Source organism: Microbacterium sp. AC145, assembly GCF_979258505.1.
This window is the reverse complement of record NZ_OZ409859.1, coordinates 2,116,206-2,140,963: the sequence shown is the minus strand read 5'-3', so window position 1 is coordinate 2,140,963 and position 24,758 is coordinate 2,116,206. Positions and strand designations below refer to the sequence as shown.

Sequence of the window (24,758 nt, the reverse complement as noted above, 5' to 3'; positions counted from 1 at the left end):
GCGGCTCACGTCAGTGTATCGGTGAAACCGATTTCTCGCATCGCCGTGCGGTCGATTCCCTCGTCGGGTGATCGCTCAGTAGCTGGGGCGGGAGGCGGAGTCGGAGGCGGGGATGAAGCGGGTGGCCAGAGCCTCCGATGCCCGCGCCAGCATCGCCACGTCGGCACCGACGGCGACGAAGTCCGCGCCCGCGGCGACGTAGGCGTCGGCCGCGGACGGGTCGAAGGCGTTCACGCCCACGGCCTTCTCGGCAGCCCTCACCGCGACGAAGACCCGCTCGACCGCGGCCACGACCTCGGGATGCGTCTGCTGACCCAGCAGCCCCATCGATGCCGACAGGTCGGAGGGGCCCACGAACACTGCATCCACACCGTCGACGGCGGCGATCTCGGACGCGGCCTCCACTCCCGCAGCCGTCTCGATCTGCACGGTCAGCGAGGTGTGCCGAGCCGAGTCCTGCAGGTAGCCGTCGACGCGGTTCCAGCGTGCGCTGCGGGCGAGGGCGCTGCCGACTCCGCGAACGCCCTCGGGCGGATAGCGGGTCGCAGCGACGGCCGCGCGCGCCTCGTCGGCCGACGACACCATGGGCACGATGAGGTTCTGCGCGCCGAGATCGAGCACCTGCTTGATCGCCACCGTGTCGTTGGACGGCACACGCACCACCGGGGTGATCGGGTATGCGGCGACGACCTGCAGCTGCAGCAGCGTGGACTCCAGCGTGTTCGCCGAGTGCTCCATGTCGATCAGCAGCCAGTCGAGACCGGAGCCGGCCGCCACCTCGGTCACGAGGGCGCTGCCGGAGCAGACCCACATCCCGATCAGCGCACGGTCGGCGGAGGCGAGCTGCTCGCGGAAGGAGGGGCTCAGATGAAGCGGCATTCGATCGTTCCCATCGGTCCGTAGTCGCACAGCACCTGATCGCCGCGCGACACCCACATCGGGCGTGTGAATGATCCTGCCAGGATGATCTCCCCGGCCTCCAGACGCGCGCCGTGCTGGTGGAATTTGTTCGCCAACCACGCGACGCCGGTGGCGGGGTGGCCGAGCACCCCGGCCGCGACACCCGTCTCCTCGATCTCGCCGTTGCGCGAGAGTACGCCGGGCACCCAGCGCAGGTCGATCTCATCGGGGCGCTTGTGCACGGTGCCGAGCACCATCGCCCCGTACGCGGCGTTGTCGCTGATCGTGTCGACGATCGTCCTGCCCTCGAGTTCGATGTGCGAGTTCAGCACCTCGAGCGCCGGCACCGCGTAGTCGATCGCCGCGAGGGCGTCATCGAGGGTGCAGTCGGGGCCCTCCAGCGGATGCTTGAGCACGAAGGCGAGTTCGACCTCGATGCGCACGTTCGAGAAGTGGTCGACCGGGATCTCGGCACCTGATTCGTACACGGTGTCGTCGAACATGACGCCGTAGTCGGGCTCGGTGATGCCGGTGGCCTGCTGCATCGCCTTCGACGTCAACCCGATCTTGCGGCCGACCAGGCGGCGCCCCGCGGCGATCTGCGAGTCGCGCCATACGCCCTGGATCGCATACGAGTCCTCGACCGTCGCCTCCGGATACCGCGCGGTGATGCGCGGGATCACGGAGTGGTTCCGGTCGGCCTCGGCGAGCTCTGCGGCGATCTGTGCGACGGTGTCTGCGGACAGCATCCGTTCCTGCTTTCTGTGGGTGCGTTTCGTCTCGGGGCTTCGCGCCTCGCTCAACGACCGGGGGTGGGGCTTCGCGCCTCGCTCAACGACCGGGGGTGGGGCTTCGCTCCTCGCTCGACGACCGGGGCACGAAGCGTTTCAGAGCTGGTTGCCCAACTTCTTCTCGCCCTCGTCCGGGCGCGTGTACGAGAATCCGTCTGCGCCGATCGTGACGGCCATCTCGGAGCTGTCGGTGCGGGCGACCACCGGCTGCGGATTGCCGTCGAGATCGAGCACGAGCGAGGCCTCGGTGTACCAGGAGGGCACGACCGGATTGCCCCACCAATCGCGACGCTGGTTGTCGTGCACGTCCCAGGTGATGACCGGGTTGTCGGGGTCGCCCGTGTAGTAGTCCTGTGTGTACACCTCGACGCGGTGCCCATCGGGGTCGCGCAGGTAGAGGTAGAACGCGTTCGAGACGCCGTGGCGGCCGGGCCCGCGCTCGATCGCATCGGAGCGACGCAGCGCACCGAGCTTGTCGCAGATCGCGAGGATGTTGTGCTTCTCATGCGTCGCGAAGCACACGTGGTGCATGCGCGGCCCGTCGCCGCCGGTCATCGCGGTGTCGTGCACGGTGGGCTTGCGGCGCATCCATGCGGCGTACACGGTGCCCTCGTCGTCTTGGATGTCCTCCGTGACGCGGAAGCCCAGATCCTGCATGAACTTGACGGCACGGGGCACATCGGGCGTGACCTGGTTGAAGTGGTCGAGACGCACGAGCTCGCCCGGGACGTGCAGGTCGTAGCGCCACGACATCCGCTCGACGTGATCGGACTGGTGGAAGAACTCGATCGGGAAGCCGAGAGGGTCGACCACGCGCACCGAGTCGCCGACGCCCGTGACGAAGCCCTCGGGGTTGCGGCGCACGTCGCATCCGAGCTCGGTGTAGAACGCCACGGCGAGGTCGAGATCGTCGGCCGAGCGCACCCGGTAGGAGAATGCGGCGACCGCGGCGATCGGTCCCTTGCGCAGTACGAGGTTGTGGTGGATGAACTCCTCGGTCGAGCGGAGGTAGATCGCCTCGTCGTCCTCTTCCGTCACATACAGGCCGAGTACGTCGACGTAGAACACCCGGGACGCCGCGAGGTCGGTGACGACCAGCTCCATGTAGGCGCAGCGCAGCACATCCGGAGGCGTGCTCTCGGGAGTGGGGACCGGATCGTCGGTCTGGATCGGAGCCTCCTGGCTCACGTAGTAGCCCGATGAGGTCAGCGTCTTCGCAGTCTTGTCGGTCATCGCAGGGTCCTTGCTCAGTTCTTGCCGAAGGTCGGGTTGTGGGCGCCGCCGAGCGTGATGTGCACGCTCTGCTGGTCGGTGTAGAAGTCGATCGAGCGGTAGCCGCCCTCGTGGCCGAGACCCGAGGCCTTGACGCCGCCGAACGGTGTGCGGAGGTCGCGGACGTTGTTGCTGTTCAGCCACACCATGCCGGCCTCGACCGACTGTGAGAAGTTGTGCGCCCGCGTCAGGTCGTTGGTCCAGATGTAGGCGGCGAGGCCGTACTTCGTGTTGTTCGCGAGGGCGAGCGCCTCGTCGTCGGAGTCGAACGGGGTGATCGCGACGACCGGGCCGAAGATCTCCTCCTGGAAGATGCGGGCATCGGGGGAGACATCGGCGAACACGGTCGGAGCGACGAAGTTGCCCGTATCGAACCCCTCGGGGCGTCCACCGCCGGCGACGAGACGGCCCTCGGTCTTGCCGATCTCGACGTAGCTCATCACCTTGTCGTAGTGCTCGGGATGCACGAGCGCACCGACCTCGGTCGCCGGGTCGTGCGGGTAGCCGACCTTCACGCGCTTCGCCTGCGCAGCGTAGCGCTCGACGAACTCCTCGTAGATCGAGCGCTCGACGAGGATGCGGGACCCTGCGGTGCAGCGCTCGCCGTTGAGCGAGAAGACGCCGAAGATCGTGGCATCGACCGCGGCCTCGAGGTCGGCGTCGCCGAAGACGACGGCGGGCGACTTGCCGCCGAGCTCCATCGACAGGCCCTTGAGGAACGGGGCGGCGTTGGCGAAGATCAGCTGTCCGGTCGAGCTCTCGCCCGTGAACGAGATGAGAGGCACGTCGGGGTGCTTCACGAGAGCATCTCCGGCGTCTTCGCCGAGGCCGTTCACGAGGTTGAAGACGCCCGCGGGCAGACCTGCCTCCTCGAAGATCCCTGCCCACAGCGAGGCCGACAGAGGCGTGAACTCGGCGGGCTTCAGGACCACGGTGTTGCCGGTCGCGAGCGCGGGGCCGAGCTTCCACGACTCGAGCATGAACGGCGTGTTCCACGGTGTGATGAGGCCCGCGACGCCGATCGGCTTGCGGTTGACGTAGTTCATCTGCTTGCCGGGCACCTTGAACGCGTCATCGGACTGCGCGACGATCAGGTCGGCGAAGAAACGGAAGTTCTCGGCGGCGCGGCGGGCCTGGCCGAGGGCCTGCGTGATCGGCAGACCGGAGTCGTACGACTCGAGCTCGGCGAGGCGGGCATCACGCGACTCGACGATGTCGGCGATCCGGTGCAGCACCCGCGAGCGCTCGCGGGGGAGCATCCGCGGCCAGGGGCCCTCGTCGAACGCGCGCTTCGCTGCCGCGACGGCGAGCTCGATGTCGGCCTTCTTGCCGGCGGCGGCGGTCGTGTAGGTCTTGTTCGTCACCGGGTCGAGCACATCGAAGGTGTCACCGTCGACCGAGTCGACGAAGGCGCCGTCGATGTAATGCCGGATGTGATCGGGCAGGTCGGCGGGGATGCGGGAATCGGTCATGACTCGTCTCCTGAGTTGTGGTGAGAACGTGCGTGGAGCGCATCGAGGAACGCGTCCCTCGTGCGCAGGCGGTGGTTGCGCGCGGCGAGCTCGATCTCGAGCGGATCGGCACCCTGTCTGATCAGCGCGAGGATCTGTGTGTGCTCTTCGACCGAGTGCTGAGCTCTGCCGGGCACGTAGGCGAAGGTGGAGTCACGGATGCCCGACAGGCGCGACCATCCGCGGTGGACGAGGTCGAGCAGGTGCGGGTTCGGGCAGGGACCGAACAGCAGCGAATGGAACTGGCGGTTGAGTTCGGTGAACGCATGGGCGTCGAGGTGGTCGAGCATCCGGATCATCCGTGCGTTGACCGCCTCTGCGGCGTCGAGCGCCTCGGCATCGAGCAGGGGTGCGGACAGCGCCGTGGCCGCACCCTCGACGAGACCCAGCGTCTGCATGGTGTGGGCGTACTCGCTCTCGTCGACGAGCGTCACGCGAGCGCCCACGTTGCGCTCGAATGTCACGAGGCCCTCGGCCTCGAGGCGGCGGATGGCCTCGCGCACCGGCACGACGCTCATGCCGAGTTCCTCCGCGAGCGAGCCGAGCACGAGCCGATACCCGGGGCCGAAGGTGTGGCCGGCGATGCGCGCGCGGATCCAGGCGTAGGCCTGCTCCGATTTGCTGGCGTTCGAGACGGAGGTCATCGGGCAGTCCCGGCGACCGGACTCTGGGGTCCTGAGCCTGTCGAAGGGCCGGCCGTGGCCTCGTACTTCGCGCGCCACTCGGCATTCAGAGGGAAGAGGCCGTCGACCGGATGCCCTGCGGCGACCTGCTCCGCGATCCAGGCGTCCTCGACCTCCTGGGCGAGGGTGGCGTCGGCGACCTGCTCGGCGAGAGCCGGCGGGATCACGATGACGCCGTCGCCGTCGCCCACGATGATGTCGCCGGGCTGCACGGTCGCACCGCCGCACGAGATGGTGACGTCGAAGTCCCACGGCACGTGCCTGCGTCCGAGGACCGAGGGATGTGCGCCCTGCGAGAAGACCGGGAGGCCGATCTCGGCCACCGCATCGAAGTCGCGCACGCCGCCGTCGGTGACGACGCCGGTCGCGCCGCGCGCGCGGGCACGCAACGCGAGGATGTCTCCGAGTGTTCCTGTCGTCGCGTCGCCGCGCGCCTCGATCACGATGATCTCGCCCTCGTCGACGGCATCGAAGGTGCGCTTCTGTGCGTTGTAGCCGCCGCCATGGCTCGTGAACAGGTCTTCGCGGAAGGGGACGAATCGCAGGGTCTTCGCCGTGCCGACGATCTTGCTGCCGGGGATGTTCGCCGCCACTCCGTCGATGAAGCACGAGTGGTGGCCGCGTTTGCGCAGCTGAGCGGAGAGCCCGGCGGTCGGCGCGTCGAGCAGCTTGGCGCGAAGCTCGGGGGAGAGGGCGGGGGATGCATCCTCGGCGGGGAGTCCGGCCTCGTCGCGGGATCCCCAGGCTTCGGCACGCTGGAGATCGTCGACGGCGGGAAGAGAGCCGATCTCCGCGTCGAAGGGCACGTCGCCCTGGGTGACGGTGGTCACCAGGCGTCCGGACGAGGGCGAGCCGTCGGCATCCGGAGCATCGACCTCGACCTCGACCACATCGCCCGGAACGATCACCGAGGACCCTGCGGGGGTGCCGGTGAGGATCACATCGCCGGGTTCGAGCGTGAAGTGCTGAGACAGATCGGCGACCAGCTGCGCGAGCGGGAAGATCAGTCCCGCGGTCGTGTCGTCCTGGCGCAGCTCGCCGTTCACCCAGGCTCGTACGCGAAGCGCCGCGGGGTCGACGGTGCGGGCATCGATCAGCTCGGGGCCGAGCGGAGTGAAGCCGTCACCGCCCTTGGAACGGACGTTCGACCCCTTGTCGTTCGCACGCAGATCGTAGAGGCCGAGGTCGTTCGACGCGGTGACCCAGCCGACGTGACTCCACGCATCGTCAAGCGAGACATGGCGCGCGGCCGTTCCGATCACGAGGGCGATCTCGCCCTCGAAGGCCAGCAGCTCGGTGCCGGCCGGACGCTCGACGGTGCCGCCCGATACGCCGACGGAACTGGTCGGCTTGAAGAAGTAGGACGGAGCTGCGGGGCGCCGACCGCGCTGATCAGCCCGAGATGCATAGCTCAGGTGGATCGCGATGATCTTGCCGGGGCGGGTCACGGATGCCGTCACGGGGCGCCTCCTTGCGCTCTTCGTCGACGCCTTGTGCGTCGTATTCGAAATCATATATCATCGGTTCCATCCTCGGCAAGCAACCCGAAACACCTCGCGAGCAAGCCGTGACAGTGCAGTCACAACAGAAGGAGACACCCCATGAGCGGGCAGTCAACACAGGGGTTCACGCCCACCGGAACCATCGCGACCTCGGCGGATCGTCGTCGAGTCGTGTTCGCGACGGTCGTCGGAACCACGGTCGAGTGGTACGACTTCTTCATCTACGCCACTGCCGTGGGCCTGGTCTTCGGCCAGCTGTTCTTCGAGCCGCTGGGCGCCAACAGCGCCATCATCGCCTTCGCGACCGTCGGAGTCAGCTTCCTCTTCCGCCCGCTCGGTGCCTTCCTCGCCGGTCACTACGGCGACAAGCTCGGGCGCAAGACGGTGCTCATGTGGACACTGATCCTGATGGGGGCGGCGACGGCCCTCATCGGAATCCTGCCGACCTATGAAGCCATCGGCATCGCGGCGCCCGTGCTGCTCGTGCTCCTCCGCATCATCCAGGGCATCTCCGCCGGTGGCGAATGGGGCGGCGCGGTGCTCATGGCCGTCGAGCACGCGCCCCGCGCCAAGCGAGGGATCTTCGGGGCAGCTCCGCAGATCGGCGTGCCGCTCGGCCTGCTGCTCGCCTCGGGCGTCATGGCCCTCATGACGGTGGTCGCTCCCGGTGATCAGTTCCTCCAGTGGGGCTGGCGGATCCCGTTCCTGCTCAGCGTCGTGCTGATCCTCATCGGCTACTACGTGCGGCGCAAGGTCGAGGAGAGCCCTGTCTTCACCGAGCTCGCCGAGCGCAAGGAGAAGGCGAAGATGCCGATCGTGCAGCTCTTCCGCAAGCACCTGCTGCTCGTGGTCATCGCCGCCTTCGTCTTCGCGGGCAACAACGCCGTGGGCTACATGACCACCGGCGGGTACATCCAGGGCTACGCGACCAACCCGGAAGGGCCGATCGGCCTCGAGCGCGGCCCTGTGCTGTGGGCCGTCGCAGGCTCGGCGGTGACGTGGCTCATCACGACGCTGATCGCGGGCTGGCTGTCGGACCGCATCGGGCGGCGCACCACCTATGTCATCGGCTGGATCCTGCAGCTCATCGGTGTCTTCACGCTGTTCCCGCTGGTCAACACCGGTCAGGTCGGGATGCTCTTCGTGGGGCTCGCGATCCTCACCATCGGTCTCGGTTTCACCTACGGCCCGCAGGCCGCGCTGTACACGGAGCTGTTCCCGGCCAGCATCCGCTTCTCGGGCGTCTCGATCTCGTACGCCATCGGAGCGATCGCGGGCGGAGCGTTCGCCCCGACCATCGCCACGGCGATCGTGCAGGCGACCGGATCGACGCAGGCCGTCACCTGGTACCTCGCGGGCATGACGGTGCTCGGTCTCCTCGCCACGCTGCTGCTGCGAGACCGCTCCGGCATCCCTCTCGGACCCGACCACGAGGACGAGCAGTCCGTGAGCCCGATCTACGGCGTCGCGCGCGCCTGATGGCGCGTCCGCTCCAGACAGTCAGCACCGGAAGGAATCGACGACGATGCAGTTCCACCACCATGGTTACGTCTCGGGAGACCCGCGCGTGACGGATGCCGCGGGCCTGGGCGCCGAGCGTCCGACAGACCTGCCGGATGAGGTCGACGTCCTCATCGTCGGCTCGGGCCCTGCCGGAATGCTGCTCGCCGCGCAGATGTCGCAGTATCCCGGGGTCTCGACGCGCCTCATCGAGAAGCGCGAGGGACGCCTGGTGCTCGGCCAGGCCGACGGCATCCAGCCGCGCAGTGTCGAGACGTTCCAGGCCTTCGGGTTCGCGGAGCGCATCATCGCCGAGGCCTACAACATCGGCTGGATGAACTTCTGGGGGCCGAACCCCGACCGCCCGAGCGAGATCGTGCGCACCTCGCGCACGGCGGACTATGCCTACGACATCTGCGAGTTCCCGCATCTGATCGTGAACCAGGCGCGGGTGCTCGACTACTTCGCCGAGGCCGCGGTGCACGGCCCCGGCCGCATCGCCCCCGACTACGGGATCGAGTTCACAGGGCTCACGGTGCACGACGAGGGTGAGTACCCGGTCGAGGTCTCGCTGCGATACGTCGCGGGGGAGCGGGCGGGCGAGGAGCGCACGATCCGAGCCAAGTACGTCGCGGGCTGCGACGGTGCGCGCAGCGGCGTGCGTCAGGCCATCGGACGCACCCACGTCGGCGGGAGCGCCGCACACGCGTGGGGTGTCATGGACGTGCTCGTGAACACCGACTTCCCCGACTGGCGCACCAAGTGCGCGATCAACTCGGAGGCGGGCAACATCCTGCACATCCCGCGCGAGGGCGGCTATCTGAGTCGGATGTACATCGACCTCGGCGAGGTCGCCGAGGACGACGACCACCGTGTGCGTCAGACACCCATCGAGGACATCATCGCGAAGGCCAACGCGATCCTCAGCCCCTACACGCTCGATGTGAAAGAGGTCGCCTGGCACAGCGTCTACGAGGTCGGGCACCGGGTCACCGACGGATTCGACGACGTGATCGACGGATCCGGTCGCACTCCGCGGGTGTTCCTCACCGGGGATGCCTGCCACACGCACAGCGCGAAGGCCGGCCAGGGCATGAACGTCTCGATGCAGGACGGCTTCAACCTCGGGTGGAAGCTCGGCTCGGTGCTCACCGGGCGGGCGCCCGAGGCGCTGCTCGCGACCTACGGTGCCGAGCGTCGACCCGTGGCGCAGCAGCTCATCGACTTCGACCGCGAGTGGTCGACGCTGATGGCGCGCAAGCCCTCGGAGATCACCGACCCCAACGATCTCGCGACGTACTACCTCGCGACGGCGGAGTTCCCCTCCGGCTTCATGACGCAGTACACCTCGTCGATGATCACCGGCAGTGACGAGCACCAGGCGCTCGCCGCAGGTTTTCCGCTCGGCAAGCGGTTCAAGTCGGCCGAGGTCGTGCGGGTGGGCGACGGCAACGTCGTGCACCTCGGGCACCACGCGAAGGCGGACGGACGGTGGCGGGTCTATGCGTTCGCGGGTCGTGACGCAGCGACGCTCGACACGTGGGCGGAGCAGGCTGCGCCCGTGCTCGCACGGTTCACTCCTGCGGATGCCGACGCAGACACCGTGTTCGATGTGAAGGCGATCTATCAGCGACCGTACGAAGAGATCGAGGTCACGTCGGCTCCGGCGATCTTCCAGCCGAAGACCGGGCCGCTCGGCCTCACCGACTGGGAGAAGGTCTATGCCGCGGGCCCCTCGAAGTGGACCGAGACCGACATCTTCGACGCGCGCGAGGTCTCGAGAGACGGAGTGATCGTGGTGGTGCGCCCTGACCAGTACGTCGCCGCGATCCTGCCGCTCGACGCGACGGACGAGCTTGCGGCATTCCTCGAGGGAGCGCTGCTGCCGGCATCCTGAGCGCCCGCGGCATGACACGTGTCATGGCAAGGAGATGACACCGCCCTCCGGCGCCGTCGTCGCCGCTCCGGAAGGCTGGAGGCATGAACAACACCTCCGCGAGCCGGCCGGCGACGCAGGCCGCCGCTCGGCCGGCATCCGAAGCCCCGAACCATGATCCGGTCGTGCTCGAGCTGCGCGGCGTCACGCGCCACTTCGGCTCGGGCGACAGCCGCGTGCAGGCCGTGGCCGGCGTCGATCTGTCGATCCGCCGGGGAGAGGTCGTGGCACTGCTGGGGCCGAACGGCGCGGGCAAGACGACCACGCTCGACATGCTCCTGGGGCTCACACAACCGAGCACCGGCAGTGTCCAGGTGCTCGGGGTCACGCCCGAGCGGGCGACATCGAGCGGCGCGATCGGCGCGGTCCTGCAGTCCGGTGGCCTGCTGGGCGACCTGACCGTGGGCGAGACCGTGCGCCTCATCGCCTCGCTGCACGGAGCAGAAGCCGCCGCGCGCGTGCCCGACGTCATGGCCCGTGCCGATCTCGAGAACCTCGCCCGCCGCCGGGTGTCGAAGTGCTCCGGCGGAGAGCAGCAGCGGGTGAAGTTCGCACTCGCGATGGTCTCCGACCCCGACATCCTCGTGCTCGACGAGCCGACGGCAGGCATGGACGTCACAGCCCGGCGGCACTTCTGGGATGTGATGCGGGCGGATGCGGATGCCGGGCGCACGATCGTCTTCGCCACCCACTACCTGGAGGAGGCTGAGCAGTTCGCGCGCCGGACGGTGGTGATGCACCGCGGCTCGATCGTCGCGGACGCCCCCACGGCGCTGCTGCGGGCGAGTCTGGGGGAGCGGAGCCTCTCCGCGACCATCGATCCGGCCGATGCGGCGCTCGTCGCGACGCTGAAAGGCGAAGACGGCGTCGTCGACGTGCGACTGGACGGGGACCGACTGAGCCTGCGGGCAGCGGACTCGGACGCCGCCGCCCGCATTCTGCTCGACAACGGTGCGCACGACATCGAGATCACCGCCGCCACCCTCGAAACCGCCTTCACGGCCCTGACGGAGAACTGACATGCTCGTCTCACCCACCATGCTGCGCATCGAAGGCATCCGTCAGCTGCGCAACCCGTACACGCTCGCATTCACGCTCGCGATGCCGGTAGCGATGTACCTGCTGTTCGGTGCGGGAATGGGCTACGGCTCGCTCTCGGCCGGCCATGGCAACGTCTCCTTCTACGTGATGACCTCGATGGCCGCATACGGCACGGCGGTCGCGATGAGCTCGCTGACCTCGCTCGCGGCGACTGAGGCGAAGCAGGGGTGGGGTCGTCAGCTCGCGATGACCCCGCTGACGACCGCAGGCTACGCACTGACCAAGCTGCTCACATCTGTCGTCTTCGCTGCGCTGGCACTGGTGGCGGTCTTCTCCGCAGGCATGATGACGGGCGCGCAGGTCGAGGATGCCTGGCGCTGGGTCGCCACCGCGGCCATCATCCTCGGGATCGGCCTGATGTACGGGCTGTTCGGACTCGGCGTCGGCCTGTTCTTCAGCTCGGACTCCGCCGCGGCGCTGGCCTCGATCTCGATGACGTTCTTCGCATTCTTCGGCAATGTCTTCATGCCGCTCGACGGGGTGATGCTCGACATCGCCCGATTCACGCCCCTGTACGGTTTCGTCGCCCTCAGCCGCTGGCCGTTGACCGACGGCGTCCTCACCACGGGGCAGACGGATGAGATGTGGATGCTGTTCCTGAACGTCATCGTGTGGCTCGGGCTGTTCGCTCTGTTGGTGACCATGGGTATGAAGCGTTCCCGGTCGCGGCAGTAGGAGCCCGGTATCGCCCTCGTCGATAGGTTGGACGGATGACGCAGCACTCGAAGCGGGAATCCTCGGAAGCATCCGGGGAGGCCCGGCGGTTCGCCGCTCTGGGGGCGCCGCCGGCCGCATGGTCGGCTCCGGGAGCGCGCGCCCCACGTCGAGCGGTGGGGAAGGATCCCTGGGCGCGGTTCGGCTGGCTGATGGCCGTGATCTGGCTGGTCTTCCTCGTCTATCCGGTGCTGGCCCTGCTGCGCTCCGAGGCGCCGCCCGCGTGGATCGTCGTGGGCTGGATCGCGCTGATCGCCTTCGTGGTGCTGTACGTCACCGGATTCATGCACGGGATGCGCGGCGGGGGTGGGTTGGGGCGACCGCCGTCTGCGCGGCAGTGGGTCACGTTCGCGCTCCTCATCGTCTGCGCGCTGATCTCCGTTCCGGCGGAAGGCGGCTCCGCGCTCAGCTTCCTTCCGTTCATCATGTCGTTCGCCTCCTACGGACTGACGCGTGTGTGGCACTGGATCACGACGGTCGCCGCCCTGACGGTCGCGGCGCTGTGCGTCTTCCTGCTCCCCGGAGGCCTCAGCTATCTGTCGGTGCTGGCGATCATCGGGCTGCTGGGCGTCGTCAACACGGTGTCGACCTGGCTCATCATCCGCTCGGGAGAGGCCGAGCAGCTCGGACTCGAGTTGGCGACGAGCGCGGGGCGCGAAGCCGTCGCACGCGACGTGCACGACCTGATCGGCCACTCGCTGACGGTCGTCGGTCTCAAGGCGCAGCTCGTGCGCCGCCTCATGGACTCCGATCCGGAGCGCGCGAAGGCGGAGCTCGCCGACATCGAGCGGTTGACAGCGGAGGCGATCGCCGGGGTGAGGTCATCGGTGTCCGGTGCGCGGGCCACGACGCTCGTCGAGCAACTCGCGTCGTCTCGGGACTCGCTCCGCGCGGCCGACATCGAACTGCGGGTTCATGGCGAGGCCGACGCCCTCTCCCCGGTGCAGGCGATCACCGCGAGCTGGATCCTGCGTGAGGCGACGACCAATGCGCTGCGTCATTCGCAGGCCCGCACGGTGGGAGTGCTGTTGGCGCCCGGGCGGCTGGTGGTCGACGATGACGGGATCGGCATGCCTGAAGGCGCAGGTGAAGGCGCGGGCAACGGCATCCGTGGCATGCGCGAGCGTGCGGCGGCAGCAGGAGCAGGCTTCGTGATCGCCGGAGCGCGTGACGCCGAACGCTCGGGGACCAGGGTGGAGGTGACCTGGTGACGACCGCGAGCGAGGGCGCAGGCATTCGTCTGCTGATCGCCGACGACCAGGCGCTGGTGCGCGGCGCACTGGGAGCACTGCTCGACCTCGAGCCCGACCTCACCGTGATCGGCATGGCATCAGACGGTGCGGAGGCGCTGCGGCTCGCGGAGGAGCTGCGGCCGGATGTGTGTCTGATGGACATCCAGATGCCGGGCATGGACGGCGTGGAGGCGACGCGTCGGGTCCGCGAGGCGAGCCCGACGACGCAGATCCTCATCGTGACCACCTTCGCGCGCCCCGGATATCTGCGGTCGGCCTTGGACGCCGGAGCCAGCGGGTTCATCGTGAAGGACACCCCCGCCGAGCAGCTGGCGGAGGCGGTGCGCCGGGTGCATCGCGGCGTGCGCGTGCTCGATCCGGCGCTCGCCGCAGACAGCCTGTTCGACGGTGCGAACCCACTGACCGAGCGGGAGCGCCAGGTGCTCCGTCTCGCTGCGGACGGCCGACCGGCCGCTGCCGTCGCGGCCGAGGTGTTCCTGTCTGCGGGTACCGTGCGAAATCATCTCTCCGCGGCGATCGGGAAGACGGGCGCGGCGAACCGCGCGCAGGCCGTGCGGATCGCGCTGGACAAGGGCTGGATCTGACGCTCATCACTCCGCAGCGGATGCGGTGCGCGCCCGCTGCGCCGCTGCCTGCTTCTGCCGGGCGAGCCAGGTGTGGTTTGCGATCGCTGCTCGGAGTTCGGCGGTGTAGTCCCTTCCGTCGTCGGGGTATCGACGGAGATTCCGCAGATGGAAAGGGGATTCTTCGCGATGAGGTCCGCTGCGGTCGATGCGCCGGGCGAGCTCGGTGAGGGTGTCGCGGCCCGCTTCGTGGTACTGGCGGCGCTCGGCGTCATCCAGGCGGATCAGGCACGAGTCGTCGAGCATCGAGCTGATCGTGTACCGGGAGTCGAGGTACAGGTCGCCGTGCTGTTCGACGAGGAACCACGAGCCGGGTTCATGGTCGACGTAGCGCATCGACGCTCGCGCCGCGGCGATGCGAGCGGCGTCGCCCCATTGCTCGACGGGAGGAATCGCTTCGTGGGGTCGTCGCAGTGCGGCATCCAGAGGGTGATGGCCGAACGTCGGTGAGGAGTCGCGATACAGGGTGAGACATGCGACCCGACCGCACGCGGTGCAGGTGACCTGGCTCTCGACTCGCTCCAACAGGGCGGAGGCGTGCAGGAGGCGGAGGTCGGCGAGGGGCACTGGCCCGTCCCTGCTCGTGAGCACTCCCGCCTCGATGCCGTCGATGAGGCCGTCGATCGTGCCGTCCAGATCGAAAAGACCGTCCGCGGTACGTGCCACCAGCTCGCGGCACACCGGACAGCCGTCGTGGGCCGGACGGCACGTGTCCTTCGGGTCTTCTACAGTGAAGGCCACCCGCTGCAGGTCACCGGCTCGGCGGCCTCCGTACTTCACGAACTCCGGGCGCAGATACGCGGCACCGAGCACGAAGTAGCGGTCGCCCTCTGCGAACCTCCACGGGTCGTCGAAGCTCGCTCTGAAGTCGGCGAACGTCGCGCTGTTGCCGATCCCGGGGATCCACTCGGCCACGTCGAGTCCCCGCGGGGCGAATGACGTGGATGTGAGGTGCAGGATCACGGCGATGACCGCGTCGTCATGCAGCACGATCTCCCCACCGGATCCGAATCGCAGGTGCTGCGAGAGCACGACCGGCTCCCCGATCCGATACGCGGCGGTCTCTGCAGGTGCGGTGCCGAACTCAGCGATCAGATCTCTCACGGCGATGTCGCCCTGCGGCATGCCGAGTGCATCGATGATCAGCTGCATCCGGTCATGCTCTCGTCGTCGCGTCACCGGACCAGTATCCGTCACCGGTGAGCACACGCGGGGGCGATCGCAGGGTTCCCGTATCGCCACCGCTCTGCTCTGGCGGGTGTCGGAGGTGCCGCGTACTCTGAAGGCCGATGGGCGAAGGCGCCCCGAAAAGAGGAGTTCGTGATGGACTGGAAGATCGAGCTGATCTTCGTCCCGGTCTCGGATGTCGACCGGTCGAAGGAGTTCTACACCAGGATCGGATTCAACCCCGATCACGACCAGGTTCCCTACGAAGGCCTGCGGTTCGTGCAGATGACCCCACCGGGTTCAGCCTGTTCGATCGCCTTCGGCACCGGACTCGAGATTCCGCTCGAACCCGGCCAGCAGAACACGATCCAGGTGGTCGTCCCCGATGCCGATGAGGCGCTCGCGCACCTGCGAGGACTCGACGTCGAGGCGCAGGGCGTCGATGAGCAGGCGTGGGGCCGGTTCGTCACGTTCGACGACCCCGACGGCAACACCTGGACGCTGCAAGAGCTCCCGGATTACAGCGCCCAGAGCTGAGCACCGCAGAGGCGCTTCAGGGCAGACGGAACGCCCCGCCCGAGACGACGATCCCACCACTCGGCGGGATCGTCACCGTGAGCAGGCTCGGGCGACGAACGTGCGCGCCCTGGTGGATTCGGATCGTCCGTTCCGGATGATCGAGCTCGCGGAGGTAGGCGCCGACGGATGCCGCGGCGGATCCCGTCGCCGGGTCTTCGGTGATGCGACCCACGGGGAACAGATTTCGCGCATCGAAGTCCTCCGGCCCGACCTCGTGCAGGACGGTGACCGTGCCGAGCCAGCCCTGGTCGCGCATCAGCCCGGCGACCTCGGCGGGGGAGAAGCGGAACTGATCGAAGAGATCGCGGTGACGGACGACGATCACCGGATGCCAGTTGCCGGCGAACGCCTCTTTCGGAGGAAAACGCTCATCGAGATCGCTCACCGTGAGGTCGAGCATCCCGAGAAGCTGTGCGAGCACCGGGGCCGCGAGATCGCGCACCTGGGGTTCGACGCTGGTGAAGGACACCGTGAGGTGCCCCTCGTTGTCGACTGCGGAACGGAGCGTCACGGCACCCGCGTCGGTGTCGAACACCACTTCACCAGGGCCGTCACGCTCGGCGAGAGCGACCGCGGTGGCCACCGTGGCGTGACCGCAGAACGGCACCTCGGCAGCAGGTGACCAATAGCGCACCCGATAGTGCGGAACCGGTGCATCCGCGGCCCGGCCGACGACGAACGCGGTCTCGGAGTAGCCGACGTCGGCGGCGATGCCCTGCATCCGCTCATCGGTCATCCCGCCGGCGTCGAGCACGACCCCCGCAGGGTTTCCTCCGTCGGGGGTCGCAGCGAAGGCGCTGTAGCGCAGGACACCGGCATCATCCGTCATGACGAGGAGCCTATCGAGCAGGCGGGGTCACGAGTTCACGCGGATGATCTCCTGCTGGTACGGCGCGATGACGTCGCCCGAGATGCGCAGATCGAGAAGAAGGAATCGTCTCGTCGCAGCATCCTCTTCCGCCCAGCGGGCGAGTCGATCGAGGTCGGACAGGGTCTTCACGACGACGCCCTCGGCGCCGACGGCCGCACCGAACGCGGCGAAGTCGACCTCGGGGATCCTCATCGGTGCCTCGGCGAGCCCCTTGAGGCCGTAGAGGTTGACCTCGGCGCCGTAGGCCGCATCGTTCCAGATCACCGCGATGCCGCGGCCCTGGGCCGCACGGACGGCCGATTCGAGGTCGGCGATCGCCATCAGGCCGCCGCCGTCGCCCGACGTCAGCACGACGGTCGACTCGCGGCGGGCGAGGGCCGCGCCGACGACACTCGGCCACCCCTGCCCGATCGACTGGAAGGCGGTGCCGACCATCATCATGCGGTCGGGGGCCTCGACAGGCCAGTACATGTTGGCCCATCCGATGAAATGCCCGCCGTCCGAGACGACGACACGGTCGCCGGGCAGCAGTTCGGCGATGCGGCGCGCGGCCGATCGCGGATCCAGGCGCCCGTCGGCGGCGAGGTCGTCGCCGTCGTCGTACACGCGCGTGGCGGCGACATCGACGGTCTCGCGCCACGGCCCCGTGGGCACAGCTCCGGATGCCGGGCCCGACGCGCCGTGTGCGACCCCCGTGTCCTCGGCGTGGCGTGCCTCAGCTCCGAAGCCGTGCTCGGCATATGCGATCTCGGGAGCGACGCCGGAGACGAGGGAGCCGACCCGCGCGACGAGCTCCTCGGCGGCGAGGCGGGCGTCCGCGCGGACGAAACCGCCGACATGGGGGTGCGTGGCAGCCGGGGCGATGTCGATCTGGAAGACGCGGGTGCCGGGGGCGAAGAGCTCGCCGAATCGCATGGTGAACTGGTTGAGAGAGGCGCCGAACACGACCGCGACGTCGGCGGTGCGGATCAGCTCCATGGCTCCGTCCGCACCGAAGCCCCCGGTCACTCCGAGGTCGTACTGCGTCTCGGGGAAGATCCCTCGGCCGAGCGCGGACGATGCAGTGAGGGCACCGGTCAGGCGGGCGATCTCGCCCAGCGCATCACTCGCACCGGCCAGCCAGGCGCCGCGGCCGGCGAGCAGGAACGGGCGGGATGCTCCGGAGAGCGCTGCGGCGATCTCACCCAGCGTGCCTTCGGCGAAGTCGCCGCGAGGGGCGAGCGGCGCGGGGAGCCGGGGCGACGGCGCCTCTGGCACGGGCCCTGCGTCGAGCGACGCCACGTCGTACGGGATGGCGAGGACGACGGGCACGCGATATGTCAGGGCGTGCTCGATCGCGATCACGGTGGTCGCTGCGGCATCCGCGCGCCCGACCGTATAGGTGCGAGCTCCGACGGCCGACGCGAGCGCGATCTGGTCGACATCCCACGGGCGTGGTCCTGAGGTCGGCTCGTCGCCGACCACGAGCACGAGAGGGACGTGTGCTTGCACCGCCTCGGCGAGCGCGGTGAGCGTGTTGGTGAAACCGGCACCGTAGGTCGAGGTTCCGGCGGCGATGCGACCGGAGGCCCGGAAGTGAGCGTCGGCCGCGACGACCGCGCCCTGCTCGTGTCGGACAGCGGTGAACACCGCATCCGTCTGAGTCTCGATCGCGTCGAGGAAATAGGCGTTGCCGTTGCCCATCACACCGAAGACGGCATCGATGTGCTGGGCGAGGGTGAGCGCGACGTGCGCGGAGACGGAGGGCATGCGAAGCCTTTCGAGACAGGGACGGAGAACGTGCGTGTTCCGTATGTGTCTCGCCCCCGGCGTCATCGCGGGGTGCTTCGTGCCTCTTTTTCAGGCACCGGTGACGGGGATCACCGGACGAGTCGATCTTACGGCGTGTCCGTTGTCGCGGCTCCGTCTCGTGCGCGTAACACCGTGGAAACGGCGACAGGGAAACATGCGGACATGGAGTCGCTGTTCAACGGATACACCTCGCGTCGGTCGCCGGAGCGGGCGGGGGCTGCTCCGTGGGATGAGATGTTCCCCGCGGATGCGGCGCCCGGAGGGGAAGGCGTGCGTCTCCCGTACCGAGAGATGTATCCGGCGTTGGCCGGCATGGATGACGCCGAGCTGCGGGCACGGACGGATGCTCTCGCCAGCTCGTACCTCGCGCAGGGAGTGACCTTCGATTTCGCGGGCGAGGAGCGCCCCTTCCCTCTGGATGTGGTTCCGCGAGTCGTCGCCGCAGACGACTGGACGTTCGTCGAATCCGGCGTGAAACAGCGCGTGCGCGCGCTCGAGGCGTTCCTCTCCGATGTCTACGGCCCGCAGCTCGCGGTGCAGGACGGCGTGATCCCGGCGTCGCTGATCAGCTCGTCCTCTCATTTCCACCGTCAGGCGGCGGGGATCGTCGGCGCGAACGGCGTGCGCATCCATGTGGCGGGCATCGACGTCATCCGGGACGAGGTCGGGGCATGGCGCGTGCTCGAAGACAACGTGCGCGTGCCCAGCGGCGTCAGCTACGTGCTCGCCAATCGACGGGTGATGGCGCAGACGCTCCCCGAGCTGTTCACGAGTCTGCGCGTGCGGCCGGTGGTCGACTACCCGAGTCGGCTGCTGCAGGCCTTGAGGGCGGCGGCGCCCGCGGGCGTCGATGATCCGACCGTCGTGGTGCTGACCCCCGGCGTGCACAACTCCGCGTACTACGAGCACACGCTGCTGGCTCGCATGATGGGTATCGAGCTCGTCGAAGGGCGCGACTTGTTCTGCTCGAGCGGACGGGTGTGGATGCACACCACGGCCGGCCCGACGCGAGTGGACGTGATCTATCGACGGGTCGACGACGAGTTCCTCGACCCCCAGCAGTTCCGACCGGATTCGGTGCTCGGCGCCCCGGGGCTGATGCTCGCCGCCAGACTCGGCAACGTGACCCTCGCGAATGCGATCGGCAACGGAGTGGCCGACGACAAGCTCGTCTACACGTATGTGCCCGACCTGATCCGCTATTACCTGGGGGAGGAACCGGTGCTCCCGAACGTCGACACCTGGCGGCTCGAGGAGCCGGACGCTCTCGAAGAGGTTCTCGACCGGCTCGACGAACTCGTCGTGAAGCCGGTCGACGGGTCCGGTGGCAAAGGACTGGTCGTCGGGCCGGATGCCTCGCGCGAGACTCTGGATGAGCTCCGCAAGACGCTGCTCGCGGATCCGCGAGGGTGGATCGCGCAGCCGGTCGTGCAGCTGTCGACGATCCCCACGCTCGTCGAAGACGGTTTCCGCCCCAGACACGTCGACCTGCGGCCGTTCGCGGTGAACGACGGAGAGGACATCTGGGTGCTGCCGGGTGGGCTCACGAGAGTGGCGCTGCCCGAGGGGCAGCTCGTGGTGAACTCGAGTCAGGGCGGAGGGTCGAAGGACACGTGGGTGCTGGATCCGTCGCTGTTCACCGGCCCGACGACCACTGTGACCGGAGAAGCAGACCCGGCCGCCGATGAGGTGTCGCTCGCCACCGGAGCCATCGCGATCGTGTCGCCTCCACGCGAGGAGCCGTATCAGCCGTTCCTCTCGTCGCCACAGGACGAGGATCTCGAGCTGCGTCACCACCAGCAACAGCAGCAGCAACAGCAACAGGGTGGTGCGACATGCTGAGTCGCATCGCCGAGGCGCTGTTCTGGATCGGGCGGTATGTCGAGCGGGCCGACGGCACCGCGCGCATCCTCGACGTGCACCTGCAGTTGCTGCTCGAGGATCCCTGGGTCGAAGAGGACACCGCCTGCCGCGCGCTTCTCTCGGTCATGGGTACGACCGCCGACGACGACGCGGTGCTGAGCCGTGACGACGTGGTGCGGCTGCTCGCACTCGACAGAGAGCACTCCGCGTCGATCGCCCACTCGATCGCTTCCGCGAGGGAGAACGCGCGCCGGGCGCGCGAGATCATCTCGACGGATCTGTGGGAGACGCTCAACGAGTCGAACGCGCGGATGCCGCGGCGGATCGCCTCCGACAAGACCCACCCGTTCTTCCGGTGGGTGCGCGATCGGTCGGCGCTCGCCTTCGGGGTGGTGGACTCGTCGACGAGCAGGGACGAGGCCTGGCACTTCTTCGTCCTCGGCCGCTCGATCGAGCGCGCAGACATGACGGCGCGGCTGCTGGCGACGCGCTCGCTGACGGAGGCGGGCGGGCCGAGCTGGACGACTCTGCTGCGCAGCTGCGGTGCGTACGAAGCGCATCTGCGGAGTCACCGAGCGGTGCCCACAGGGGCATCCGCGGTCGAATTCCTGCTGGTGGACCGCCTGTTCCCGCGGTCGGTGCTGTCGAGCATCCTGCAGGCCGAGGAGTGCCTGCGCGGGATCGACCCGGCAGGGGCCTTCGGCACGCCGGATCGCGCCCACCGCGTGCTCGGTCGCATGAGGTCGGAGCTGGAGTATCGGCCGATCGGCGACACCGTGCACCGACTGTCCGAGAGCATGGAGGAGGTTCAGGTGGGAATGTCGATGGCGAGCGACGCGATCAGGGAACGCTACTTCCCGTCGATCGCGATGCCGGTGTGGATCGGAGAGGCGCTGTGAGCCGACTCCGTATCGTGCACCGTACGGGCTTCCGTTATGAGCAGCCGGCGACGGCCTCGTACAACGAGGCCCGGATGCTGCCGCATTCGCGGGAGGGGCAGTTCGTGCTGCAGGCGACGCTCGACATCTCGCCGACCGCGACCCAGCACTCCTATGCGGACTACTGGGACACGAGGGTGTCGACGTTCGAGGTGCTCACCCCTCATCAGGAGCTCTCGGTCACGGCAACCAGCGTGGTCGATGTCAGGCCACTGCCTCGTGCGGGAGAGAGCATCGATTGGGACGAGCTCGCCGCACGCATCCCGCAGTCGCTGGCCCTGGCCGAATGCGTCACGCAGACCCCGGCCACCGAGCCGGATGACGAGATGCGCGACCTCGCGCTGCGGATCGAGGCCGAGGGCGGCGGCGTCGATGAGACGGCTTTCGAGATCTGTCGGACAGTGGGGGAGTCGATGGAGTATCGGAGCGGCGTGACGGGAGTCAGCTCGACGGCTCGAGACGCCTGGCCCGCGCGATCGGGAGTCTGCCAGGACATCGCTCATGTCGCGCTCGGCGTGCTCCGGGCGGCGGGCATCCCGGCCCGGTACGTCTCGGGCTACCTGCACCCCGACCCGACGGCGGCGATCGGACAGGCGGTGACCGGTGAGTCGCATGCGTGGGTGGAGTGGTACTCCGGCGAATGGCGCGGCTACGACCCGACCAACCTCGTCGAGGTCCGGGAATCGCATGTGTATGTCGGGCACGGCCGCGACTATGCGGATGTCGCGCCGCTGCGCGGGGTATATGCCGGGCCCAGTGCGTCCGAGTTGTTCGTGTCGGTCGAGGTCACGCGACTCGGATGAGTCGGGTCGTGAGCCCGTGACCGGAGGAGCCCCGGCAGTGGGGAAGAATGAGACGATGACGGATGCTTCGATCGAGCGCGAGACGCTCACCTGGGACGGCTTCGGATCGGCCACGCGAGACCTCGCGCGCAGCATCCTCGACAGCGGCTTCGTGCCCGAGGTCGTCGTGGCGATCGCCCGCGGCGGTCTGCTGCCGGCCGGCGCGATCGCCTATGGTCTCGGCGCCAAGAACTGCGGCGCGATCAACGTCGAGTTCTACACCGGTATCGGCACGGTGCTCGATGCGCCCGAGGTCTTGCCGCCCGAGCTCGACATGGCGTACCTCGACGGTCGCCGCGTGCTGCTCGTCGACGACGTCGCCGACTCGGGGCGCACCCTCGCGCTCGCCGTGCAGCTGCTGAAGGACAAGGGTGCCGAGGTGCGCTCGGTCACGATCTACACGAAGCCGTCGACCATCATCCAGCCCGACTACGCGTGGAAGGACACCGACCTCTGGATCAACTTCCCGTGGTCGTTCCAGGGCACCGTGCGCGAAGAGGACCTGGGGCTCGCCCCGAGCGCCTGACGGCTGACGCCTCGGCCGGGGTGTCAGCCCCGCAGCAACGCCCGCAGCGTCTGGATCGTGTCGGCATCGACGGGAGTCTTGTCGGGCCGATAGCCCTTGACCCTGGCGAATCGCAGTGCGATGCCGCCCGGGTAGCGCGGAGAGCGCTGCACGCCGTCGATCGCGATCTCGACCACGAACTCGGGTCGGAGGAATACCGTGCTCTGGGTGCGCCGCGTCTCGAGCGGCGGGAACTGCTCGGTCTGCCAGCGCAGCAGCTCGTCGGTCAGACCCTTGAAGGTCTTGCCGACCATCACGAACCCGCCCGGTTCGCCGAACTCGCCGTCGGGGTCGAGGGCGCCGAGGTGGAGGTTCGACAGCAGGCCCTGACGGCGCCCTGAGCCCCACTCGGCGGCGAGCACGACGAGGTCGTATGTCAGCACGGGCTTGACCTTGACCCAGGACTTGCCGCGTCTGCCGGCTGCGTAGGGAGCATCGACTCCCTTGACGACGACTCCCTCGTGTCCGGCTGCCAGAGCGTCGCGCGACAGCTGCTCGGCTGCCGCAGGATCGTCGGTGACAAGGCCGGGCATGCGCCACTCGCCGACGATCCTCTCGAGTTCGCCGAGACGGGTCGAGAGCGGCTCGTCGAGCAGATCGCGTCCGTCGACGTGCAGGATGTCGAAGAACCACGGCCGCAGCACGAGGTCGCGTGAGACATCGGCACCGAAACGCGACATCGTCTCTTGGAACGGTCGAGGGCCACCGTCTTCGTCGAGCGAGAGCGTCTCGCCGTCGAGAATCAGCTCGTGAGCGGGGAGTGCCCTCACGATGTCGACGATCTCGGGCACTCGGTGGGTGATATCGGCCAGGCTGCGGGTGTAGACGCTCACCTCGTCGCCGTCGCGGTGCACCTGGATGCGCGCTCCGTCGAGCTTGTATTCGACGGATGCCAGGCCGGTGATCGCGAGGGCCTCGGTGGGAGTCGCGGCGGTCGCGGCCAGCATCGGCAGCACGGGGCGGCCGACGACCAGGCTCACCGCATCGAGCTCGGCTTCGGTGCCCGTGAGGGCGAGCACCGCGGTCTCGCCCAGGTCGCCGGACAGCATCGCCGCCCGCCGCACCGATGCCACGGGCCGATCAGACGCGCGAGCGATCGCGTCGAGCAGCACGCCGCCGAGGGCGCCGGTGCGCAGCTCGCCGAGCATCGCACGCGAGAGGAGATCCCACTCCTGCTCGGTGGCCCGTGTCGCGAGAGAGGTGAGCGTGGCGTTGCGGGCTGCCGCGGAGCCGGAACCCGACGTGTGAGCGAGCGCCTCGAATCCTGCGTCGACGTCGCCGATCGACAGGGCGGGCGACTCGGCGTGCGAGACGTCGAGCCCGTCGATTCCTCGCCAGCCGACCCCGAGCCGCCCCTGACGCGGAGCGGCCAAGAGGATCCCGACGACGACGGGTAACTCGTCTCGGGACGCGCGCGCGAGCAGCCGCGAGAGCGCGTCGATCTTGGCGAGGCGCGATGCGGTGGCGGTGACCTCTTCGGCGGTGGAGACGAGCTCCGAGAGCAACATGCACGCAGTCTCGCACCGGCATCCGACATCGGCGACGGCCTTGCTTTGGGCCGTCCATCCGCAGTAGGCGAAGGCTCAGCGCCCGCGGAACTCCGGCGTGCGCTTCTCCTGGAACGCCGCGAACCCCTCGCGGTAGTCGTCGGTGTCGCAGAGTGCTGCCTGCGCGGCGTTCTCGATCTCGATCGAGTTCCACAGGGCGAGCCGCTCGTCGCGGATCCGGGCGACCAGCTGCTTGCTCGCGAGGAAAGCGGCCGTGGCGCCCCGTGCGGCGGTCGCCGCGGCATCCGTCGTCGTCTGCACCACCTCGTCATCAGGGAGAACCCGCGAGAACAGCCCCGACGTCACGGCCTCGGTGCCGCTCATCAGGCGCCCGGTGTAGATCAGGTCGAGGGTTCTGTGCGCCCCGAGTCGTTCGACGAAGAGGGCATGGCCGCCGGAATCGAGCGTGGCGCCGAGCGCGGCGAAGGGCGAGCCGATCTTGGCCGATTCGGCGACGTAGACCACGTCCGTGGCGATCAGGAGTCCCAGTCCGACGCCCAGGCAGGCACCGTGCGCGACGGCGAAGGTCGGCGCGGGGAAGCGCGACATCCTCTGCAGCAGCGGCGTGACGAGCGCGCCGAGATAGCCCATGACGTCGTCGTCGCGAGGGTCGACGGCAGAGATGTCGCGACCGGCGCAGAACGCGCGTCCCTCGCCGCGCAGCACGAGCGCCCGGACTCCTGCGGCATCGGCCTCGTCGTAGGCGCGGCCGAGATCCTGCAGCGCCTGCTCGTCGAGCGAGTTCAGCTTCGCCGGTGCGTTGAGTACGACCGTCGCGACGCCGTCGTCGATGGTGAGATCGATCATCG

The 24,758-nt window shown here is 68.6% G+C and carries 22 protein-coding genes; 11 read left to right on the top strand and 11 right to left on the bottom strand.

All coding sequences use genetic code 11. The features are described from left to right. Positions 1–75: 75 nt before the first annotated feature. From ACZZZN_RS10435 to ACZZZN_RS10410, 6 genes are all read right to left on the bottom strand, one after another. Positions 76–879, bottom strand: coding sequence for an HpcH/HpaI aldolase family protein (locus tag ACZZZN_RS10435; RefSeq protein WP_463505081.1), 804 nt, complete (start codon positions 877–879; stop codon positions 76–78). Next, positions 864–1,649 carry a 2-keto-4-pentenoate hydratase gene (locus ACZZZN_RS10430; RefSeq protein WP_463505080.1) on the bottom strand — a complete coding sequence of 262 codons (786 nt, stop codon included), beginning with the start codon at positions 1,647–1,649 and terminating at the stop codon, positions 864–866. Before ACZZZN_RS10430 ends, ACZZZN_RS10435 begins: the two co-directional genes overlap by 16 nt. A gap of 138 nt (positions 1,650–1,787) precedes the next feature. Beyond that, positions 1,788–2,924 (bottom strand): 3,4-dihydroxyphenylacetate 2,3-dioxygenase, encoded by a 1,137-nt coding sequence (gene hpaD, locus ACZZZN_RS10425; protein ID WP_463505079.1) that lies wholly within the window; start codon positions 2,922–2,924, stop codon positions 1,788–1,790. 14 nt (positions 2,925–2,938) lie between these two features. Next, positions 2,939–4,435 (bottom strand): 5-carboxymethyl-2-hydroxymuconate semialdehyde dehydrogenase, encoded by a 1,497-nt coding sequence (gene hpaE / locus ACZZZN_RS10420; protein WP_463505078.1) that lies wholly within the window; start codon positions 4,433–4,435, stop codon positions 2,939–2,941. Next, positions 4,432–5,118, bottom strand: coding sequence for a GntR family transcriptional regulator (locus ACZZZN_RS10415; RefSeq protein WP_463505077.1), 687 nt, complete (start codon positions 5,116–5,118; stop codon positions 4,432–4,434). The genes hpaE and ACZZZN_RS10415 overlap by 4 nt, the downstream gene beginning before the upstream one ends. Then, entirely contained in the window at positions 5,115–6,671 is a 1,557-nt protein-coding gene (locus tag ACZZZN_RS10410) for a fumarylacetoacetate hydrolase family protein (RefSeq protein WP_463505076.1), read from the bottom strand. The genes ACZZZN_RS10415 and ACZZZN_RS10410 overlap by 4 nt, the downstream gene beginning before the upstream one ends. A gap of 87 nt (positions 6,672–6,758) precedes the next feature. Here ACZZZN_RS10410 and ACZZZN_RS10405 point away from each other — a divergent pair, with 87 nt between their 5' ends. The 6 genes from ACZZZN_RS10405 to ACZZZN_RS10380 all read left to right on the top strand — a co-directional run bounded on the left by ACZZZN_RS10405 (position 6,759) and on the right by ACZZZN_RS10380 (position 13,747). Continuing rightward, positions 6,759–8,138, top strand: a complete 1,380-nt coding sequence (locus ACZZZN_RS10405) for an MFS transporter (RefSeq protein WP_463505075.1) — start codon at positions 6,759–6,761, stop codon at positions 8,136–8,138. Positions 8,139–8,184: 46 nt separating this feature from the next. After that, entirely contained in the window at positions 8,185–10,056 is a 1,872-nt protein-coding gene (locus ACZZZN_RS10400) for an FAD-dependent monooxygenase (protein ID WP_463505074.1), read from the top strand. An 83-nt stretch (positions 10,057–10,139) separates the two neighbouring features. Beyond that, positions 10,140–11,114: an ABC transporter ATP-binding protein gene (locus ACZZZN_RS10395; RefSeq protein WP_463505073.1), complete on the top strand. Its 975-nt coding sequence runs from the start codon at positions 10,140–10,142 to the stop codon at positions 11,112–11,114. Position 11,115: 1 nt separating this feature from the next. Continuing rightward, positions 11,116–11,871, top strand: a complete 756-nt coding sequence (locus ACZZZN_RS10390; protein WP_463505072.1) for an ABC transporter permease — start codon at positions 11,116–11,118, stop codon at positions 11,869–11,871. Between the two features lie 35 nt (positions 11,872–11,906). Further along, entirely contained in the window at positions 11,907–13,121 is a 1,215-nt protein-coding gene (locus tag ACZZZN_RS10385) for a sensor histidine kinase (RefSeq protein ID WP_463505071.1), read from the top strand. Beyond that, the gene (locus ACZZZN_RS10380; RefSeq protein WP_463505070.1) at positions 13,118–13,747 is read left to right on the top strand and encodes a response regulator; all 630 of its coding nucleotides are present in this window, start codon (positions 13,118–13,120) and stop codon (positions 13,745–13,747) included. The genes ACZZZN_RS10385 and ACZZZN_RS10380 overlap by 4 nt, the downstream gene beginning before the upstream one ends. Positions 13,748–13,753: 6 nt before the next feature. On the opposite strand, the gene ACZZZN_RS10375 is transcribed toward ACZZZN_RS10380, so the two are convergent. Continuing rightward, positions 13,754–14,965, bottom strand: coding sequence for a hypothetical protein (locus ACZZZN_RS10375; protein WP_463505069.1), 1,212 nt, complete (start codon positions 14,963–14,965; stop codon positions 13,754–13,756). Between the two features lie 144 nt (positions 14,966–15,109). On the opposite strand from ACZZZN_RS10375, the gene ACZZZN_RS10370 reads away from it, so the two are divergent. Then, positions 15,110–15,490: a VOC family protein gene (locus ACZZZN_RS10370; protein WP_463505068.1), complete on the top strand. Its 381-nt coding sequence runs from the start codon at positions 15,110–15,112 to the stop codon at positions 15,488–15,490. 16 nt (positions 15,491–15,506) lie between these two features. Here the strand turns inward: ACZZZN_RS10370 and ACZZZN_RS10365 are convergent, their stop codons facing one another. Both ACZZZN_RS10365 and ACZZZN_RS10360 read right to left on the bottom strand, forming a co-directional pair. Further along, the gene (locus ACZZZN_RS10365; RefSeq protein ID WP_463505067.1) at positions 15,507–16,361 is read right to left on the bottom strand and encodes a PhzF family phenazine biosynthesis protein; all 855 of its coding nucleotides are present in this window, start codon (positions 16,359–16,361) and stop codon (positions 15,507–15,509) included. 27 nt (positions 16,362–16,388) lie between these two features. Next, entirely contained in the window at positions 16,389–18,152 is a 1,764-nt protein-coding gene (locus ACZZZN_RS10360; protein WP_463505066.1) for a thiamine pyrophosphate-binding protein, read from the bottom strand. Between the two features lie 204 nt (positions 18,153–18,356). On the opposite strand from ACZZZN_RS10360, the gene ACZZZN_RS10355 reads away from it, so the two are divergent. From ACZZZN_RS10355 to ACZZZN_RS10340, 4 genes are read left to right on the top strand one after another with little or no spacing between them, the layout of a single operon-like run. Further along, positions 18,357–20,036: a circularly permuted type 2 ATP-grasp protein gene (locus ACZZZN_RS10355; RefSeq protein WP_463505065.1), complete on the top strand. Its 1,680-nt coding sequence runs from the start codon at positions 18,357–18,359 to the stop codon at positions 20,034–20,036. Then, positions 20,030–20,956 carry an alpha-E domain-containing protein gene (locus ACZZZN_RS10350; RefSeq protein WP_241794755.1) on the top strand — a complete coding sequence of 309 codons (927 nt, stop codon included), beginning with the start codon at positions 20,030–20,032 and terminating at the stop codon, positions 20,954–20,956. Before ACZZZN_RS10355 ends, ACZZZN_RS10350 begins: the two co-directional genes overlap by 7 nt. Continuing rightward, on the top strand, positions 20,953–21,798 hold the full coding sequence (locus tag ACZZZN_RS10345) for a transglutaminase family protein (RefSeq protein WP_463505064.1): 846 nt from the start codon (positions 20,953–20,955) through the stop codon (positions 21,796–21,798). Before ACZZZN_RS10350 ends, ACZZZN_RS10345 begins: the two co-directional genes overlap by 4 nt. A gap of 55 nt (positions 21,799–21,853) precedes the next feature. After that, on the top strand, positions 21,854–22,363 hold the full coding sequence (locus tag ACZZZN_RS10340) for a phosphoribosyltransferase (RefSeq protein ID WP_463505063.1): 510 nt from the start codon (positions 21,854–21,856) through the stop codon (positions 22,361–22,363). A 23-nt stretch (positions 22,364–22,386) separates the two neighbouring features. Here ACZZZN_RS10340 and ACZZZN_RS10335 read toward each other — a convergent pair whose 3' ends face one another. Both ACZZZN_RS10335 and ACZZZN_RS10330 read right to left on the bottom strand, forming a co-directional pair. Further along, positions 22,387–23,910 (bottom strand): ATP-dependent DNA ligase, encoded by a 1,524-nt coding sequence (locus ACZZZN_RS10335; RefSeq protein ID WP_463505062.1) that lies wholly within the window; start codon positions 23,908–23,910, stop codon positions 22,387–22,389. Between the two features lie 75 nt (positions 23,911–23,985). Continuing rightward, positions 23,986–24,756: an enoyl-CoA hydratase/isomerase family protein gene (locus tag ACZZZN_RS10330; RefSeq protein WP_463505061.1), complete on the bottom strand. Its 771-nt coding sequence runs from the start codon at positions 24,754–24,756 to the stop codon at positions 23,986–23,988. Positions 24,757–24,758: the final 2 nt, after the last annotated feature.

Coding starts and splice junctions, on each gene's coding strand:
- ACZZZN_RS10335 (WP_463505062.1), bottom strand. CDS start 23,910: ATGTTGCTCTCGGAGCTCGTCTCCACCGCCGAAGAGGTCACCGCCACC.
- ACZZZN_RS10370 (WP_463505068.1), top strand. CDS start 15,110: ATGGACTGGAAGATCGAGCTGATCTTCGTCCCGGTCTCGGATGTCGAC.
- ACZZZN_RS10405 (WP_463505075.1), top strand. CDS start 6,759: ATGAGCGGGCAGTCAACACAGGGGTTCACGCCCACCGGAACCATCGCG.
- ACZZZN_RS10340 (WP_463505063.1), top strand. CDS start 21,854: ATGACGGATGCTTCGATCGAGCGCGAGACGCTCACCTGGGACGGCTTC.
- hpaD (WP_463505079.1), bottom strand. CDS start 2,924: ATGACCGACAAGACTGCGAAGACGCTGACCTCATCGGGCTACTACGTG.
- ACZZZN_RS10350 (WP_241794755.1), top strand. CDS start 20,030: ATGCTGAGTCGCATCGCCGAGGCGCTGTTCTGGATCGGGCGGTATGTC.
- ACZZZN_RS10365 (WP_463505067.1), bottom strand. CDS start 16,361: ATGACGGATGATGCCGGTGTCCTGCGCTACAGCGCCTTCGCTGCGACC.
- ACZZZN_RS10385 (WP_463505071.1), top strand. CDS start 11,907: ATGACGCAGCACTCGAAGCGGGAATCCTCGGAAGCATCCGGGGAGGCC.
- ACZZZN_RS10435 (WP_463505081.1), bottom strand. CDS start 879: ATGCCGCTTCATCTGAGCCCCTCCTTCCGCGAGCAGCTCGCCTCCGCC.
- ACZZZN_RS10430 (WP_463505080.1), bottom strand. CDS start 1,649: ATGCTGTCCGCAGACACCGTCGCACAGATCGCCGCAGAGCTCGCCGAG.
- ACZZZN_RS10410 (WP_463505076.1), bottom strand. CDS start 6,671: ATGATTTCGAATACGACGCACAAGGCGTCGACGAAGAGCGCAAGGAGG.
- ACZZZN_RS10400 (WP_463505074.1), top strand. CDS start 8,185: ATGCAGTTCCACCACCATGGTTACGTCTCGGGAGACCCGCGCGTGACG.
- ACZZZN_RS10415 (WP_463505077.1), bottom strand. CDS start 5,118: ATGACCTCCGTCTCGAACGCCAGCAAATCGGAGCAGGCCTACGCCTGG.
- ACZZZN_RS10330 (WP_463505061.1), bottom strand. CDS start 24,756: ATGATCGATCTCACCATCGACGACGGCGTCGCGACGGTCGTACTCAAC.
- ACZZZN_RS10355 (WP_463505065.1), top strand. CDS start 18,357: ATGGAGTCGCTGTTCAACGGATACACCTCGCGTCGGTCGCCGGAGCGG.
- ACZZZN_RS10390 (WP_463505072.1), top strand. CDS start 11,116: ATGCTCGTCTCACCCACCATGCTGCGCATCGAAGGCATCCGTCAGCTG.
- ACZZZN_RS10360 (WP_463505066.1), bottom strand. CDS start 18,152: ATGCCCTCCGTCTCCGCGCACGTCGCGCTCACCCTCGCCCAGCACATC.
- hpaE (WP_463505078.1), bottom strand. CDS start 4,435: ATGACCGATTCCCGCATCCCCGCCGACCTGCCCGATCACATCCGGCAT.
- ACZZZN_RS10395 (WP_463505073.1), top strand. CDS start 10,140: ATGAACAACACCTCCGCGAGCCGGCCGGCGACGCAGGCCGCCGCTCGG.